Annotated in this window: 17 protein-coding genes; 12 read left to right on the top strand and 5 right to left on the bottom strand. The window is 65.3% G+C overall.

All coding sequences use genetic code 11. From position 1 onward, the window contains the following. Positions 1 to 64: 64 nt before the first annotated feature. Both AC1RDJ_RS25515 and AC1RDJ_RS25520 read right to left on the bottom strand, forming a co-directional pair. Complete coding sequence (locus AC1RDJ_RS25515) at positions 65 to 529, bottom strand: CYTH domain-containing protein (protein ID WP_493029091.1); 465 nt, start codon at positions 527 to 529, stop codon at positions 65 to 67. Positions 530 to 541: 12 nt separating this feature from the next. Continuing rightward, positions 542 to 1,663 carry a M14 family metallopeptidase gene (locus AC1RDJ_RS25520; protein WP_493029092.1) on the bottom strand — a complete coding sequence of 374 codons (1,122 nt, stop codon included), beginning with the start codon at positions 1,661 to 1,663 and terminating at the stop codon, positions 542 to 544. Positions 1,664 to 1,961: 298 nt separating this feature from the next. On the opposite strand from AC1RDJ_RS25520, the gene AC1RDJ_RS25525 reads away from it, so the two are divergent. Continuing rightward, positions 1,962 to 2,618, top strand: coding sequence for a TetR/AcrR family transcriptional regulator (locus tag AC1RDJ_RS25525; RefSeq protein ID WP_493029093.1), 657 nt, complete (start codon positions 1,962 to 1,964; stop codon positions 2,616 to 2,618). A 117-nt stretch (positions 2,619 to 2,735) separates the two neighbouring features. On the opposite strand, the gene scpC is transcribed toward AC1RDJ_RS25525, so the two are convergent. Beyond that, positions 2,736 to 4,232: a succinyl-CoA:acetate CoA-transferase ScpC gene (gene scpC / locus AC1RDJ_RS25530; protein WP_493029094.1), complete on the bottom strand. Its 1,497-nt coding sequence runs from the start codon at positions 4,230 to 4,232 to the stop codon at positions 2,736 to 2,738. A gap of 160 nt (positions 4,233 to 4,392) precedes the next feature. Between scpC and AC1RDJ_RS25535 the strand changes: the two genes are divergently transcribed. Beyond that, positions 4,393 to 5,286 carry a LysR substrate-binding domain-containing protein gene (locus AC1RDJ_RS25535; RefSeq protein ID WP_493029095.1) on the top strand — a complete coding sequence of 298 codons (894 nt, stop codon included), beginning with the start codon at positions 4,393 to 4,395 and terminating at the stop codon, positions 5,284 to 5,286. 50 nt (positions 5,287 to 5,336) lie between these two features. Here the strand turns inward: AC1RDJ_RS25535 and fucP are convergent, their stop codons facing one another. Continuing rightward, positions 5,337 to 6,644 (bottom strand): L-fucose:H+ symporter permease, encoded by a 1,308-nt coding sequence (gene fucP, locus AC1RDJ_RS25540; protein WP_493029096.1) that lies wholly within the window; start codon positions 6,642 to 6,644, stop codon positions 5,337 to 5,339. 448 nt (positions 6,645 to 7,092) lie between these two features. On the opposite strand from fucP, the gene AC1RDJ_RS25545 reads away from it, so the two are divergent. From AC1RDJ_RS25545 to AC1RDJ_RS25590, 10 genes are all read left to right on the top strand, one after another. Continuing rightward, positions 7,093 to 7,326 (top strand): DUF3563 family protein, encoded by a 234-nt coding sequence (locus AC1RDJ_RS25545; protein ID WP_083411673.1) that lies wholly within the window; start codon positions 7,093 to 7,095, stop codon positions 7,324 to 7,326. 107 nt (positions 7,327 to 7,433) lie between these two features. Then, positions 7,434 to 7,592, top strand: coding sequence for a hypothetical protein (locus tag AC1RDJ_RS25550; protein ID WP_493029097.1), 159 nt, complete (start codon positions 7,434 to 7,436; stop codon positions 7,590 to 7,592). A gap of 165 nt (positions 7,593 to 7,757) precedes the next feature. Continuing rightward, positions 7,758 to 8,171 (top strand): hypothetical protein, encoded by a 414-nt coding sequence (locus tag AC1RDJ_RS25555; RefSeq protein WP_493029098.1) that lies wholly within the window; start codon positions 7,758 to 7,760, stop codon positions 8,169 to 8,171. Between the two features lie 284 nt (positions 8,172 to 8,455). Beyond that, entirely contained in the window at positions 8,456 to 9,253 is a 798-nt protein-coding gene (locus AC1RDJ_RS25560; RefSeq protein WP_493029099.1) for a TorF family putative porin, read from the top strand. A gap of 58 nt (positions 9,254 to 9,311) precedes the next feature. Next, positions 9,312 to 11,399, top strand: a complete 2,088-nt coding sequence (locus AC1RDJ_RS25565) for a methyl-accepting chemotaxis protein (RefSeq protein WP_493029100.1) — start codon at positions 9,312 to 9,314, stop codon at positions 11,397 to 11,399. Between the two features lie 590 nt (positions 11,400 to 11,989). Next, entirely contained in the window at positions 11,990 to 12,667 is a 678-nt protein-coding gene (locus AC1RDJ_RS25570) for a hypothetical protein (RefSeq protein WP_493029101.1), read from the top strand. A gap of 135 nt (positions 12,668 to 12,802) precedes the next feature. Next, positions 12,803 to 13,846 (top strand): acyl-CoA dehydrogenase family protein, encoded by a 1,044-nt coding sequence (locus AC1RDJ_RS25575; RefSeq protein WP_493029103.1) that lies wholly within the window; start codon positions 12,803 to 12,805, stop codon positions 13,844 to 13,846. Position 13,847: 1 nt separating this feature from the next. Continuing rightward, positions 13,848 to 14,618, top strand: coding sequence for a PIG-L deacetylase family protein (locus tag AC1RDJ_RS25580; RefSeq protein WP_493029104.1), 771 nt, complete (start codon positions 13,848 to 13,850; stop codon positions 14,616 to 14,618). Then, positions 14,615 to 15,259, top strand: a complete 645-nt coding sequence (locus tag AC1RDJ_RS25585) for a class I SAM-dependent DNA methyltransferase (RefSeq protein WP_493029106.1) — start codon at positions 14,615 to 14,617, stop codon at positions 15,257 to 15,259. Before AC1RDJ_RS25580 ends, AC1RDJ_RS25585 begins: the two co-directional genes overlap by 4 nt. After that, the gene (locus AC1RDJ_RS25590) at positions 15,256 to 15,969 is read left to right on the top strand and encodes a glycosyltransferase family 2 protein (RefSeq protein ID WP_493029107.1); all 714 of its coding nucleotides are present in this window, start codon (positions 15,256 to 15,258) and stop codon (positions 15,967 to 15,969) included. Before AC1RDJ_RS25585 ends, AC1RDJ_RS25590 begins: the two co-directional genes overlap by 4 nt. Positions 15,970 to 16,053: 84 nt before the next feature. Here AC1RDJ_RS25590 and AC1RDJ_RS25595 read toward each other — a convergent pair. Further along, positions 16,054 to 16,881 (bottom strand): autotransporter outer membrane beta-barrel domain-containing protein (locus AC1RDJ_RS25595; protein WP_493029108.1); only part of this gene is annotated, 828 nt, incomplete at its 5' end.

The following is a 16,881-nucleotide window of genomic DNA, read 5'->3' on the forward strand; positions in this document are numbered from 1 at the left end:
CTGATGCAAAAAAAGGCGAAACCGAGGTTTCGCCTTTTTCATTACCACGTCCAGCAATCCACCATCACCACTGTAAAAACGGGTGGCGGATCAGGTTTGCGTTGTAGTAACGCGCGTCGCCCGACACTTCCGCGCCGATCCAGTCGGGCTTCTCGAACGGCTGGTCTTCCGATGCCAGTTCGATCTCGGCCACCACCAGGCCGGCATTGGCGCCGAGGAACTCGTCGACTTCCCACACCATGCCCGCGTGTTCGATGCGGTGTCGGTACTTTTCGATCAGCGGCTGCTCGCACAGGCCGTCGAGCAGCTCGATCGCGTCGGCCAGCGGAATCGGATACTCCCACTCGCCGCGCGACGCGCCCACGTTGGCACCCTTGATGGTCAGCATCGCCTGTTCGCCTTCGATGCGCACGCGCACGACGCGCTCGCGCGCCGACGACAGGTAACCCTGGCGCAGCAGGACCGGCTGGCCCAGGCCGCGCCAGGCGTCGCCGGCAAGCAGGAATTTACGCTCGATCTCGATACCCATGAACAACGCCGTTCAATCCAGCGACAGCAGGATAGGCTGCAGCATGGCCGCGCCCAGGGCCGCGCTGCGCGCGCCGTTCCAGCCGACGGCCGGATCGGGCAGATCGGCGTTTTCCTTGAACGGCATTTCCAGCGTCAGCGCCAGGCACTGGAAGTGGTGGCCGATGTATTTCGACGCCAGCGTCAGCATGTCCGACTTGTACTTGCTGGGCGCATAGCCGAACTTGTCCTGGAAATCGGGGCTGGCCTGCTTGTAGCGCTCGATGAAGGCCTTCTGGTGCGCGGCCTGGGCCGGCGTGAAGTTTTCCAGCATTTCATTGCCGGCCACGAAGTTGTACGGCAGCGCTTCATCGCCATGGATGTCGAAGAACATGTCGACGCCCGTTTCGTGGATCTTGTTTTTCACGCACAGCACTTCCGGGCTGTTTTCCAGCGTAGGCGTCATCCATTCGCGGTTCAGGTTGGCGCCGGCCGCATTCGTGCGCAGGTTGCCACGGATGGAGCCGTCCGGGTTCATGTTCGGCACGATGTGGAACACGGCGCGCTGCAAGAGCTTGCGCGCGATCGGGTTGGCGTCGTCCAGCAGCGAGTCGATGAGGCCTTCGACGAACCATTCGGCCATCGATTCGCCCGGATGCTGGCGCGCGATGACCCAGATCTTCTTTTCCGCCTGCGGATTGCCGATGGTGACCATGTTCATGTCGCGGCCGTCGACCGTGCTGCCCAGGTCGGACACGCGCGCCAGCGGATGCTCGGCCACTTCACCCAGCAGGCGCAGGTGGCGCTCCCACGAATACGGCTCGAAGTAGGCGTAGTACACGCTGTCGAGTTCCGGCGTGTGCGTGATCGTCATCACCTGGCCGTCGAACGCCGTCGGCACGCGGAACCAGTTTTCGCTGTCGTAGCTGGCCACGGCCTGGTAGCCTTCATAGCCGGCCGGATAGGTGGCCTGGCCCGCGTTCAGGAAACGCATCGTGCATGCCTGGCCACGCGCGCCCTGCAGGCGGAAATGGAACCACTGGTGGATGTCGGCGTGGCTGTCCTTGCGCAAGTTCAGGTCGATGGCGCCGGCACTGGTGGCGCTCACCACGTCGATGGCGCCCGAGTCGAAGTTCTGGCTGATTTTAATGGTCATGTAAAGATCCCGTCCAAATGTAAGTGTTCCGGCGTTGCCTCGTGGGCCACGCCGTTGCGCAAAACGCAGTGTAAGCTATCCCGCTATTTTCCGCCCTTTGGCCCCGTTCGCAAAGCCTGACAGGACGATTCATGCACCAATCCGGGGCATCGATGGAAAAGTGCCGGGCAAAAGCGCGAAAAATCGGCCGGCTGTTGCATCTACCGGACAAAAAACTGATTTGTAACAGCGGCTGACACATTGGCACCAGGCCGCCCCCCTATAATTCTTTCTTTCATAGAGTCGCCAGGAAAGAGTCGTGGACAAGAAGTTAACTAATATTCAGGAAAGAAAGTTACGCGAAGCTCAGGCGCGGCGCGAGCACATCATCGACGTCGTCAAGGATCTCATCAAAAAGGGCGGCGCGCGCGCCGTCTCCATCCGCAAGGTGGCCGAAGCGGCCGGATTTTCCACCACGGTCGTGTATGCGCTGTTCCGCGACAAGGCCACCCTGATCGCCCAGGCCATGGACAAGGACTTGCTGGAACTGGTGCGCGCCATGCGCACGGCCTGCGCCGGCAGCGACGACCCGTGGCAGCGCATCGCCCTCGTCGGCCGCGCCTACGTCGAGTATGGCTTCCAGCATCCGGACGAATACTCGCTGATCTTCATGGAACTGCGCCCGCATGCGGAAGTCGACGCCGCCCTCGTGGAGCATGGCAATATCGAACAGGACCCGTATGCCTACGCGCTGCACCTGTTCACCGCACTGGCGCAAGCGGGCAAGGTGCGCAATGACGAGAGCGCCCTGCACGCGATGACGCAGATCTTTTGGCAGGCGCTGCACGGCCTTGTCTCGCTGCGCATCGTCATGGATGCGGGCGACCCGTGGACGCCGCACCCGGAAATGAACGCGCATATCGACGACTTGCTGGCCGTCGTCACGACAGGCATCAGCCTGCGCTTTGCGCCTTGACGTTTGATCCGGCGCAAACCGCTGCGCCGGAAAAGGCAACAATCGAAACCGAGGTGAAAAAAAGGCAGGCGCGGTGATGAACCGCCCTGCCCTGCCTTTCTCCGCGCGGCACTGACTTTATGGTGCTTCCAGCATGCTCTGCGTTTCCTGGTAGCGCGTATGCCAGGACAGCGCCTGTTCCAGCAGGTGCGGCGTGTGGCCGCCGCGCTGGCACGCCGCATCGTAGTAGACGCGCAGCTGCGCGCGGTAATCGGGGTGCGTGCAGCGTTCGATGATCAGCGGCGCCCGTTCGCGCGGCGCCAGTCCGCGCAAGTCCGCATAACCCCATTCCGTCACCAGCACGTCGACGTCGTGTTCCGTATGGTCCACATGCGATACCATCGGCACGACGCTGGAAATGCGTCCGCCCTTCGCCGCCGATTTCGACACGAACATCGACACTTGCCCATTGCGCGCGAAGTCGCCCGAGCCGCCGATGCCGTTCATCATGTGCGTGCCGCACACGTGCGTGGAATTGACGTTGCCGTAGATATCGAACTCGAGCGCCGTATTCAGCGCGATGATGCCCAGACGGCGCACGATTTCCGGGTGGTTGCTGATCTCTTGCGGGCGCAGCACGATCTTCGAGCGGTAGTGGTCGATATTCTCCATCAGCTTCTGGTGCACGGGGGCCGACAGGGTGATCGACGAAGCCGAAGCGAACGCCAGCTGGCCCGAATCGAGCAGCTCGATGGCGCTGTCCTGCAGCACTTCCGAATACATGGTCATGTCGCGGAAGGGCGAGCCGATCAGGCCGTGCAGCACGGCGTTGGCGATGGTGCCGATGCCTGCCTGCAAGGGCAGCAATTCCGGCCCCATGCGGCCAGCCGCCACTTCGCCTTGCAGGAAGGCGATCACGTGGCCGGCGATCGCCTGCGTTTCCGCATCGGGCGGCAAGGCGTTCGACGGGCTGTCGGGGCTGTCCGTGATGACGATGGCGGCGATGCGGGCCGGGTCGATGGCGATGGCCGTGCTGCCCAGGCGCTGGTCGACGCGCGTGAGCGGTATCGGCTCACGGCCAGGCAAGGTTTGCGGAATGTAAATGTCGTGCAAGCCTTCCAGCGCCAGCGGCGTGGACAGGTTGATTTCGATGATGACTTGCCTGGCCTGCTGGGCAAAGGCGGCGGAGTTGCCCACCGACATGGTCGGGATGATGGCGCCGGCGGCCGTGATGGCCGTCGCCTCGATGACGGCGATGTCGACGGCGGCCAGGTTGCCCGAACGCAGCTGCTCGGCCGTTTCCGACAGGTGCTGGTCGATGAACATGACTTCGCCCTGGTTGATCTTGCCGCGCAGCACAGGATCGACCTGGAACGGCATGCGGCGCGCCAGCACGCCCGCTGTCGCCATCAGGCCGTCGCTGCCGTTGCCCAGCGAGGCGCCCGTGATCAGGGTCAAGGACAGCGGGTCTTGCAGGGCACGCTCGGCCAGTGCGCGCGGCAGGGCCTTGGCGTCGCCGGCACGGGTAAAACCGCTCATGCCGACACGCATGCCGTTATGGAACAACTTGGCTGCCTCATCGGCGCTCATGATTTTACCGAGCAAGCCTGGGTGGCGGATACGGTCCTCGTACATCGTGATGCTCCTGATATTCTTAATATTCTCAAACTGGATGGCTGTCATACACCAACCCCATAAGTGGGATTCAGTATAAAATCCCGGCCACATGCATGGCATGAATTAATTTCGTCACATCCAGTCGATATTTTCATGCCGCGCCGAGGCGAGCCCCATCTTGGATATCCGTTCCCTGCGCTATTTCGTGGAAACCGTGCGCCTGTCGAGCTTTACGCAGGCGGCCGAATCGCTGCACCTGACCCAGTCCACCATCAGCAAGATGGTGCGCCAGCTCGAAGATGAAGTCGGCGCCCAGCTGCTGGTGCGCGACGGGCGCAAGCTGACCCTGACGGACACGGGCCGCATCGTCTACCAGCATGGCCAGGAAATGCTGGCCAATATGCGCCAGCTGACGCTGGAAGTGCGCGACACGCAGGCCTTGCAGCGCGGCAGCCTGACGGTCGGCATCCCGCCCATGATCAATGTCCTGTTCACGCCTGTTTTAAAGGCTTTCCGCGCGCGCCATCCGCATATCAGCCTGACCCTGCAGGAAGACACGGGCCAGCAGATCGAACGCAAGGTGGCGGTCGGCGAGCTGGAAATCGGCATGACGGTGCTGCCAGCCGACCCGGAACTCGACCTCGTGGCGGTGGCCATCGCCAGCTACCCGATCTGGGCCCTGGCCGAGCCGGGCACCTTCCAGAAACAGCGCACGACACTGCCGTTCAAGGCGCTGGCCGAGCTGCCGCTGGTGCTCTTGAAAGATGAGTTCGCCCTCACGCGCAGCCTGCGCCAGCATTTCGCGCAGGCGGGCTTCGAACCGCGCATTGCCGCCCAGAGCGGCCAGTGGGACTGGCTGGTGGCGATGGCCTCGGCCGGCCTGGGCGTGGCGCTGCTGCCGGAACCGTTCATCCACCGCCTGGCCGGCGAACCGCTGGAAGCCGTGCGCATCGTCGAGCCGGACCTGGCCTGGCAGGTGGCGCACATCTGGAGCGGGCGCTATCTGTCGCACGCGGCGCGCGCCTGGCTCGCAGTGTGCCAGGACGTGCTGGGCACGAAGTTCGCACATTGACGCAAAAAAGGGTGGCCGAGGCCACCCTTTCTATTACTGCTGCGCGGCGCTTATTTGCCGGCCGCGTCCTCGTTGTACATGCCGGCATATTTCCAGCCGAAGTACAAAATGAACGTGTAACACAGGGCCGGCACGATGAAGGACAGCTGCAGGCTGATCGAATCGGCCAGGAAGCCCTGGATGAACGGCACGATGGCGCCGCCGACGATGGCCATGCACAGGATGCCCGAACCCTGGCCCGTCTGCGCGCCCAGCTTGTTCAGCGCCATGCTGAAGATGGTGGGGAACATGATGGAGTTGAACAGGCCGACGGCGATCAGCGACCACATGGCCGTGTGACCACTGGAGAAGACGGCGACGAGGATCAGCGCGATGACGATGGCGGCATTGAAGGCCAGGGTCTTGCCCGGGCTGACATAGCGCATCACGGCGAAACCGACGAAACGGCCCAGCATGGCGCCGCCCCAGTAATAGCTGACGAAATACGCGGCGTCGGCATGGCTGAGGCCAGCGATATGGCTCTCGCCCAGGAAGTTGATGAGGAAACTGCCGATGCTCACTTCGCCGCCCACGTACAGGAAGATGGCCAGCGCGCCCAGCACCAGGCGGCGGTGCGACCAGATCGACACCTTCTGGCCGTCCTGCGCCAGGCTGGCGGCATCGTCCGCATGCGAAATCTTCGGCAATTTTGCCAGCGCGAACAGCACGGCCAGGATCACCAGCGTGGCGGCCAGCACCAGGTACGGCCCCTGCACGGCGGCCGCTTCCTTGGCGCGGTAGGCCAGTTGCTCGACGGCCGGCAGCAGATCGAACTGCTGCACCGTGAGGATCGTGCCCGACAGGATCAGCATGCCGCCCAGGGCCGGCGCCACCGTGGTACCCAGCGCGTTGAACGCCTGCGTCAGCGTCAGCCGGCTCGACGCCGTCTGCGGGTCGCCCAGTTCCGTCACATACGGATTGGCGGCCACCTGCAACACGGTGATGCCGGCCGCCAGGATGAAGAAGGCCAGCAGGAACAGCGCATAGCTGCCTGTCGAGGCCGGGTAAAACATGGCGCAGCCGGCGGCGGCGATCAGCAGGCCCGTGACGACGCCGTTCTGGTAGCCGATGCGCTTGATCAGCATGCCTGCCGGCAAGGAAACGATGGCGTAAGCGCCAAAGAAGCAGAATTGCACCAGCATCGCCTGCACATAGGTCAGGGTGTAGATCGAGCGCAAATGGGGAATCAGCACATCATTGAGCGATGTCAGCAACCCCCACATGAAAAACAGCACCGTGACAATGATCAGGGCGCCTGTATTGTTTTGCGTGCCGGCCTGTGCGGACTGGACGCCCTGGCCTTGCTTTACGTATTCCATACCTTCTCCATTTTCAAATCCAAGTTTTGTCTTGCCAGGCATGGAAGCGGTTCCATCCGGGCAGCACCGGGACGCACAAGAGTCCACGCCAGAGCACGCGCCAGACATCAGCGCAGGCTATGACTGCCATCAGCAATACGAGGCAGGCATGGCGCAACTCGCGCGCGGCAGGCGCACGGCCGACCGTTTCTCGCCGGAACATTGTTTTAGGAGGCAGCGTGCTTGCGGAGCGCGTATAAAAACAACATTCGGGCAATAACAGCCTTGTAGTAAAACTACGATACAGCGCCCGCATTATGCCCGAAAGCCCCATAAAGCGCAGCTTTCCCCGCCGTTATTCTAAAAATGAATAGCCGTTATTTGAAATCAAAAGTAGCCTTATATCTTGGAATTGGTATACTTATATTGCAGTGCAGCACAACGCGGCACGCCACACAAGGAGTCTGCCATGTCTACCGCATTTACCTATCACACGACGCAAAACAACAATATCATCGCCACCCTGACGCACGCCGCCAAACGCCTCGGCGCCTGGCTGACGCAAGGCAGCGACCGCCGCGAACGCGCCTATGAAGAAGCCTACCTGGCCGAATCGACCGACCGCTACGACCTGGAATACCGCATGCGCGAACTGGCGCGCGCCAACCCGCAGCCAAGCTGGATGAGTGGCCTGAGCCGTTAATAGCTGCCGCAGTTCCCGCTCCCATCATCCCTTTGCAGTCCGCTGCTACAGCACCACCGCAATGCCACCGATAGCTCCATCCTGCTCGCCTTGCGCTTGAGCACGGGATGGGCTACGGCCTGCCAGCACCCATCGCCATCCTCGCCAGCGCGGCAGCCTGCGCGACACGGCGCGCACCAAGCCGGCGCCTGATCGACGACACCGGCATCAACGCGCCCCTGCCGACAGCGGGGCCCGAGGCGGATGGCATCGCCGCCCCCAGCTAGCCATGCTGCAGTGCGTCAGGTCATTTTCCTGAGCTTTTGCACGTTTTCCTGTCAATACATCTAGTTTTACTACGCAATGCTACCGAGTGATTTTTACCACGCGCAGCATCGCCGCTTCAATCCTATAATGGCGGCCCGCGCCCCAGCGCCATACAGATCTCCGCCATGACCGTCATCAGCCACACCCATCCGCTGGTCGTCCAGCTGGAAAACGACTTGCTGCCCCGCTTCCGCGCAGCGCTGCCGCAGGTCACGGCCGGCGCGCCGCAGGTGCTCGCCTCCGTCTTCGCCTTTTCCAGCGGCACGGCCAGCACCTTCCAGGAGTATCACTTCGGCATTTCCTGCCTGCGCGACGGCGTGCCAGACGACCAGCCGGAAGAAGTGGCGCTGCTGGTCAGCGTCTCCGGACTGGACAGCGGCGCCCAGCTGAGCGCGCAAGTGCTGTGGGGCCAGCCCTCGGGCAAGGTCGAGGCGCAGGCGACGCTGCCGGCGGCGGACATCGATGGCTTGCTTGGCGCCCTGCCCGCGTTGCTGGCCGCCCTGCAAGCGGCGGCGCAGCGGGGCCGGCCCGAATTGTGACAAGCGCATGAAAAAGTGCCACTAAACAACAACTTACGATTTCCGCAGCGCAACATTATTGACTTGCACTAGTCATACCCCCTATCCTTTCAGTTACGTTTGGTGAGAATGTGTGCATGTTGGCGCGGCCCCCTGCCGGCCTGCCGATATGCGCCACTGCAACACCGTCCTGCCACAACCAAGTCCATTCCGCATCTTTGCTGCATTGTTGCTGCAACCACCAAGGTGGCGCGCCACAACGGCCGCTGCCAGCAAATACGGAGCCGACTGACATGCGATCAACCATGCCATCCCTGACCACATCCCTGCTGGGCTGCGCCGCGTTCGCGCTGGCGGCCCTGCCCGCGCAAGCACAATCGGCGCCAGCCGACGAGGCCGTCACCACGGCCGCCAGCTTCAGCGCCAACGCCAGCCTCGCCTCGCAATACATTTCGCGCGGCTTTCGCCAGACCTGGGGCAAGCCGGCCCTGCAGGCGGGCGCCGACTATGTCCACCCCAGCGGCTGGTCGCTGGGCACCTGGGCGTCCACCGTCAGCGACCGCTATATCCAGGACGCCCGCGTCGAATGGGACCTGTACGGCGGCTACAGCGGCACCGTGGGCGAGCTGGGCTACAGCGTGCTCGCGTATTACTACAAGTATCCGGGCGCCGTGTATCGCGCCACGGGCGTCAAGTACGACTATGGCGAACTGTCGCTGGGCCTCAGCTACCAGATGCTGTATGCCAAGTACAACCGCACGGTCACGCCGGATTTCTTCGGCATCAGCAATGCGCGCGGCACGGGCTACCTGGACGTCGGCGCGAATGTCGACCTGGGCAACAGCCTGACCCTGAACCTGCACGCCGGCAATGGCCGGGTGGCAGGCACGGGCAACGCCATGTGGAACTGGCGCGACGCCAAGGTGGGCATCACGCGCGCCTTCGACGGCGGCTGGAGCGTGAGCGGCGCCTGGACGCGCGCCTGGGGCGCCACCGATGCCTACGACCATTACACGCTGGGCGTGCCGAATGCGGCGGGCCGGTTCGACACCTCGAACCCCGCGGCGTCCACCTTCGTGGTGGCCGTCAGCAAGACTTTCTAGGCGCGCCACCCGCGTTGCCCATGACACCGATTTCCCTCCTCACCAAGGAATAGCCATCATGCAACTATCTCTCAACAGCAAAATCTGCGTCGCGGCCACCGCGCTGGCCATCCTCAGCCTGGGCGTCACGGCAGCCGTGATCGGCTACAAGAGCAGCGCCAGCGCCGAGGCGGCCGCCCTGGAGCTGGCCCGCACGTCGGCGCGCGAAGTGTCGGGCGCGCTGCAGGCGCGCATCGCCAGCAACCTGTCGAGCGTCTCCAGCCTGGCCGGCGCCATGCGCGGCACGAAAAGCGCCAACCTGCCCATGCAGCGCGAGCAGATCAATGAACTGACCAAGGCCACGCTGTCGAGTTCGGAAGACTTGCTCGGTTCGGCCGTGACGTGGGAGCCGAACGCGCTCGACGGCAAGGATGCGGAATTCGCCAACCAGAAGCCGAACTATGACGCCAGCGGCCGCTTCATGCCCTACTGGACGCGGGGCGCCGGCGGCAAGCTGCAAGTCGAACCCATCGTCTTCGACCCGAAACCGGGCGCCAACGACTGGTATGACGTGCCCAAGCGCACCGGCAAGACGTTTTTCACGGAACCGTACATCTACCCCGTCGACGGCAAGAATGTGCTGATGGCTTCGCTGGTGGCGCCGATCATGATCGATGGCAGCTTCAAGGGCACTGCCAGCGCCGACTTCATGCTGACGCGCCTGGCGAAGATCCTCGCCGACCTGAAGGTCATCGAGGGCGGCAAGCTGGCCCTGATCTCGAACGGCGGCCTGTACGCGAGCCACCCCGTGCCTGAACGCCTGGGCAAGAAGGCCGACGACGTGCCGGCCGCCGGCCTGGACAAAGTGCGCCAGGGCCAGCCCTACGAATACGAGGATGGCAACGGCTACATCCACCTGCTGCAGCCGCTGCAGATCCACCCCGATATCGCGCCGTGGAGCGTGCAGCTGAGCTTCCCGAAAAGCGTGGCCACCGCCTCGGCGCGCGAACTGATGACCTACACCCTGATCGTCGCCCTGCTGTGCGCGGCGACCACGGCCGGCATCCTGATCCTCGTCGTCAACCAGCTGACGCGCCCGCTGCGCACTCTGGGCCGCACCATGACGGACCTGTCCAGCGGCGACGCCGACCTGCGCGTCAAGCTGGAAGTCAAGGGCACCGACGAGCTGGCCGTCATCGGCAAGGGCTTCAACCAGTTCGTGGAAAAAATCCACGCCGTGCTGCTGCAGGTGCAAGCCAGCGCCGACAATGTGGCGCGCGCCAGCGCGGAAATTGCGCAAGGCAATAACGACCTGTCGGCCCGCACGGAACAGCAGGCCAGCTCGCTGGAAGAAACGGCTGCCTCGGTGGAGGAACTGACGGGGACCGTGAAGGAAAACGCCGACCATGCGCGCCAGGCCAACCAATTGGCAGCGTCCGCCTCCAGCGTGGCGCAAAAGAGCGGCGAAGTGGTCGGCAAGGTCATCGCGACCATGACGTCGATCAATGACTCGTCGAACAAGATCGTCGACATCATCAGCGTGATCGACGGCATCGCCTTCCAGACCAACATCCTCGCCCTGAACGCGGCCGTGGAAGCGGCGCGCGCGGGCGAACAGGGACGCGGCTTCGCCGTCGTCGCCACGGAAGTGCGTAACCTGGCGCAGCGCTCCGCCGCCGCGGCCAAGGAAATCAAGCTGCTGATTGACGATTCCGTGGGCAAGGTGGCAGCCGGCAGCAAGCTCGTCGACGAAGCGGGCGCGACCATGGAGCAAGTGGTCGACAGCGTGCGCAAGGTCACCGCCATTATGGCCGACATCAGCGTCGCCACCACCGAGCAAAGCGACGGCATCGCCCAGGTCAACCAGGCGCTGGCGCAAATGGATGGCGTGACGCAGCAGAACGCGGCCCTCGTTGAGGAAGCGGCAGCGGCCGCCGAAAGCCTGCAAGACCAGGCCAGCCACCTGGCCGACGTGGTCAGCGTCTTCAAGCTGGGCGAACAGCTGCACCAGGCCGCGCCGGCGGCAACGACGGCGGCCGGCACGCCGCGCGCCGCTCCGGCCGCGAAGGCGCCCGCGCCGGCCAAACGCCTGGCCGCCGCCAAGCCGCCAGCGGCGGAACGCGCGCCAGCCAAGGCGCCGGCCGGCGACGACTGGGAAGAGTTTTAAGCTGACTGCGCCGCGCCGTCCCGCAACAATGTGGCATTTGCGGGACGGCGCGGCGCGCAGGCGGTTTTGCGTGCGTTTCCAATCGAAACACTGCAAGAATTACCGCAGTCAATACTTCATATGATGGCGCGGATAGCCCGCACGCCACGCAAGACATGTCCGCCAATCGCTGCCGCCTATGCCCGGTACGGCAGAAGCAGCTCAAGCCCGGTTCCACTGTCGCCGCGAACACCATGCGCAGCGACAAGCCCCGTCCCTCCCCCTCGCGCATACGACGCACGTCACCGGCACTGGCCTGCCATACATGCTGGACCTGGGCCAGCCAGCCTGGTGCCGCGTGCATGCCGGCCATTCGCGCCCGTGCCTCGTCGATGCCGCAGCGCTCCCCGCCATGACGCAAGCAGCGTTCCGGCACCTGCAGGCGACAAGCGGCACCTGCTCTCGCCGGATGCGGCGGGCGACGCAGCGGACGCCGGCAGACGCAGCCGGCCGGACGCGCCTGCCGCGACACACAGTGTGTGCGGTGGCATGCCGACATGAAAGAAATATTGATTTAAATCAACCTTCTACTACATTCGGTGAGAATTGGCGTGCGCCCGCTTGCCTATAATATTGCCGCGCTCTCGGCACGCAGGCTTGCCGGACTAAAAGGATTACGCATGAAAAAAATATGGGCAGTATTGTTGACGTCGAGCACCACACTATTGGCGGGCTGCGGCGGTGGCGGCGGTAGCGGCGATGCGGGCGTTCCCGCCACGTCGCCACTGGCCGCCTACGTGGGCACCTGGCAATCGGCCTGCGACGATCACGACCGCCAGTCCCTCGTCATCGCGTTCAAGGGCGATGGCAGCGGCGCACTGGAACTGACGCCCTACGGCGAAACTTACTTCAAGGCCGATTGTTCCGGAGCCGTGGTGGCGACAGAGAACATGAGCGCAAAGATTACCGGCAAGCCGGACGGCGCGGCCGACATCCAGGTTCAGCTGTCGCAAGATGGCCCGGCATCGACCTTGCATATCGACAAGATCACCTCATCGGTGCCAGCGTACACATTCCAGGTAACCGGTGCTGGCGTGAAATATGTCCTGCGGTTTAACCAGCAACAATGGTGCGTGGATGTGGAAAATGGCGAGTCCTGTATTTGGGACCAGGGCACGCAAGCGGCGCAAAGCGTCCCGGGCGGCCTGGCCTTGCGCGGCAACGACTTGTTCACGGTGATGCAGAAAGATGGCAAGTATGTGCTCGACATGCACTACGTTAAAAAATAAACGCTTGAAATAGCCGTTTGATATGCCGCAGGGCCGCCCGGCCCTGCACTTGCGCCTGTTCGATCGCCTATGTGCAGAATCGAACATACATTGCAAAAATACAAGGCTATCCTGTGGAAAAAACAGGAGCTCGCCATGTCGTCCATCGCCTTTACCCCACCGTCCAGCCAAGGTTTCAGCCACGCCGCCCTTGCCGCCGCGCTGCCTGCGCCAGCCACCGGCACACTTCCCATCGACAACTTGCGAAGCCTGCTCGACGCGGGACTCGACCGGCTGCCGCTGCCCGGCCACGGCGCCACCCTGCAGCGCTGGCAGGCGCTGGCCGCCGTCGCCGCCATCGACTTGAGCTTGCTCAAACTGTACGAAGGCCATACGGACGCGCTGGCCATCCTGGCCGAGATCGACGGTCCCGGCGCGCCGGCCGGCAGCAGCTGGGGCGTCTGGTGCGCGGAAATGCCGGGCGCGCGCGTCAGGCTGCAGCAAACGGCCGATGGCCGCTATGTGCTCGATGGGCGCAAGGCCTGGTGTTCCGGGGCAAGTGGCCTCAGCCATGCCCTGGTCAGTTGCTGGAACGAGCAAGGCCAGGCTTGCCTCGCCTCCGTCGCCCTGGCGCAACCGGGCGTGCACGTCACGGATGAAGGCTGGCAGGCGGTCGGCATGGCCGCCTGCAACAGCGTCGACGTGACCTTTTCCGCCGCGCGCGCCTTTCCCGTGGGCGCGCCCGGTGCCTACCTGGAGCGCCCCGGCTTCTGGCACGGCGGCGCCGGCATCGCGGCCGCCTGGTATGGCGCCGCCTGCGCCATCGCCAGCCACCTGCATGCGCGCGCGCAACACGCCGCGCCCGACCCGATCCGCCTGGCGCAGCTGGGCCGTATCGACTGCGCGCTGCATGCCGCCGCGGCCCTGTTGCGCGAAGGCGCCGCCGACATCGACCGGCATCCGCAGCGCGACGCCATGGGCCTGGCCCTGCGCCTGCGCCTGGCGGTGGAAGACGCCGCGACCCTCGTCATGCACCTGGCCACGCGCGCGCTGGGCGCCGGCCCCCTGTGCCGCGATGCGCAGTTCGCGCGCCTGGCGGCCGACCTGCCCGTGTTCCTGCGCCAAAGCCACGCGGAACGCGACCAGGCCGTGCTGGGCGGCATCGTCGCCGGCGCCGAAGAGCATCCCTGGACGCTCTGACATGCAAGCCGCTACCGCCCCGCAGGAACGCCGCATCGAAGGCCGCGGCACGCCGGACCAGTCATGGCAGGCGTGGCCCGGATGGTCCACCCTGCCCGCCATCGGCGCGGGCGAGCTGGTGCCGCCGGGGGGACGCGCCGTCATCGTCGCGCCGCACCCCGACGATGAAATCCTCGCCTGCGGCGGCCTGCTGCAACTGCTGGCGGCGCAAGGCAGCGCGCTGCTGCTGGTGGCCGTCACGGACGGCGACGCCAGCCACCCGGATTCGCCGCTGTGGCCGCAACAACGATTGCGCCAGGTGCGTCCGCAGGAATCGGCGCAGGCGCTGCAGGCGCTCGGACTGGCCGACCCCGCCTGGCTGCGCCTGCGCCTGCCCGACGGCGGCGTGGCCGACATGGCGCCGCACTTGAGCGCCACGCTGGCATCGCATCTGCGCCCGGGCGACATCGTCTTCACGACGTGGCGCCTGGACGGCCACCCGGACCACGAGGCCTGCGGCCGGGCTTGCGCCGCGGCGTGCTCGTCCAGCGGTGCCACCCTGGTGGAAATGCCCGTCTGGGGCTGGCACTGGGCCGCGCCGGGCGACGCGCGCGTGCCCTGGCACCGCGCGCGCCTGCTGCCGCTGCCGGACGCCATCCTGCAACGCAAGCGCGCCGCCCTGCGCTGCTTTGCCAGCCAGATGCTGCCCGATGCGTCGACGGGCCGGCCCGCCATCGTCGGCGGCGACGCCCTGCAACGCTTGCTGCATGCGCGTGAGGTGTATTTTCTATGAACGCCTCCAGCCCCCCGGACGACCAGCGCGGCGCCTATTTCGAACAGATGTACCGGCACGATGCCGACCCGTGGCTGGTGCGCCAGCGCTGGTACGAGGAACGCAAGCGCGCGCTGCTGCTGGCCAGCCTGCCGCAGCAACGCTATCGCCACGCCTATGAGCCGGGCTGCGGCAACGGCGAGCTGACCGTGGCGTTGGCGCGGCGCTGCGAGCGCGTACTGGCCGCCGACTTGTCCGCGCAAGCATTGCAGCTGGCGCAGCGCAGGCTGGAGGACTCGGGTCACGGCGGCAACGTCAGCTTCGCGCGCCACCGGCTGCCGCAGGACTGGCCGCGCATCCTGCCGGGCGGCGACAAGTTCGACCTGATCGTCATCAGCGAGATCGCCTACTATCTGTCGCCCGAGGAGCTTTCGCGCGTGGTCGAGCACAGCATCGCCGGCCTGGCGCCGGGCGGCAGCATCGTCGCCTGCCACTGGCGCGCGCCGTTTGCGCAGCGTATCCAGTCCACCGTGCGCGTGCATGCGGCCTTCCAGGATGCGCCCGGCCTGCACCGCCTGCTGCGCCACGAGGAAACCGACTTTTTGCTCGGCATCTGGTCGAACGATGCGCGCTCGGTGGCGCAGCGCGAGGGCTTCGCATGATCGGCGTCGTGGTCCCCGTGCATGACGAGGAAGACTGCCTCGACGCCTGCCTGGAAGCGCTGCGCGCCGCCGCCACCTGGCCGTTGCTGCTGGGGGAAGCCGTCAGCATCCTCATCGTCCTCGATGCCTGCAGCGACAAGTCGCAGCGTATCGTGCTGAAGCACGCCATGCAGGCGGATCTGCGCTGGCGCCTCGACTGCATCGCCGTCAATGCGCGCAACGTGGGCGCCGCGCGCGCCGCCGGCGCCGCGCTGCTGCTGCAAAGGGGGGCGCGCTGGCTGGCGTTTACGGACGCCGATACGCGCGTCTCGCCGTCCTGGCTCAGTACCCAGCTGGCACTGCAGGCCGATGCCGTCTGCGGCACGGTGGCCGTCGACGACTGGTCGCCGCATGCCGGCAACGCGGACGCCCTGCGCGCGCACTTCAAACACACATATACGGACGCCGATGGCCACCGGCATATCCACGGCGCCAATCTCGGCGTGTGCGCCAGCGCCTACCTGCGCGCCGGCGGCTTCGCGCCCCTGGCCTGCAGCGAGGACGTGGCGCTGGTGGCGGCCTTGCAGGCATGCGGCGCGCATATCGCCTGGAGCGCCGCGCCACGCGTGACGACCAGCGCCCGCCGCAATGCGAAGGCGAGGGGCGGCTTTGGCGATACCTTGCTGCAAGTGGTGGCAGCGATGAACGTGGCGGCGGTGCCAGCCACGTGAGCGCGGCAAAAAAAATCGCCGGAGCGGGAGTCTTTCCCGGTCCGGCGATGAGGTCTGGCCTGCGCGGTTGCCCGCGCCGCCCGATTACCTGAGCGGCATGGCGATGCCGAACATCACCGACTGGCTGCGCCCGCTATCCATGTTCAGATTGCTGTTGTAGTCCAGCGTCAGGGTCATGCCGTTCGACAGCAACAGCTTCACGCCCAGGCCCGCCGTCCAGTTGCCCGTCTGCTGCGGCAAGGTGCGGATCACGTACACGGGACCGTCTGCCGCCAGGTCGGCATACGCCAGGCGCGCATCGTCGGCGCCCTGGAACTGGTGACGGTACTCGAGACGCGCACGCGGGAACCACGTGCCCAGGCCGCCCACATACAGGCCCTCGGCGCGCACGCCCAGCGCGCCGATGCGCGAACGCACCGTCTGCTTGAAGTAGCTCAGGGCGTTGATGCCCGGCGCCTTCTCCGTGTACGGATCGAGCTTGGCCGACATCAGTTCCACGCGGCCATACGGCGACCACATCCACGTTTCATGGCGCATCTCGATACCGCCGACGAGCGCGCCGAACACCTGCTTGCCGTCGCGCTCGCCCGTCGCATAACCGCTGCCATCCGTCAGGTAGCGCGTGGCGTCGTACTGCAGGGTGCCGTAGCCGAGCACGCCGTCGAGGAAGACGCCCTTGCTCGGACGCAGGCTGCCATACACGGCCGCCACGGCGCTGTCGGCGCTGCTCTTGCTGCCGTTCTGCCCCACGTCGCTGCGGTCATGGCTGAAGCCGGCGCCGGCGCCGATGGTGGCCAGCTCGCTCAGGCGGTAGTCGCCGCCCACGCTGATGCCGTTGGTGCGGAAATGGAAGCCCGTCTGGCGGCCATTCACGTACTGCTGGCCGAAGTCGACCGCGCCGCCGAGCCACAA

Source organism: Janthinobacterium sp. GW822-FHT07H10, from assembly GCF_058798675.1.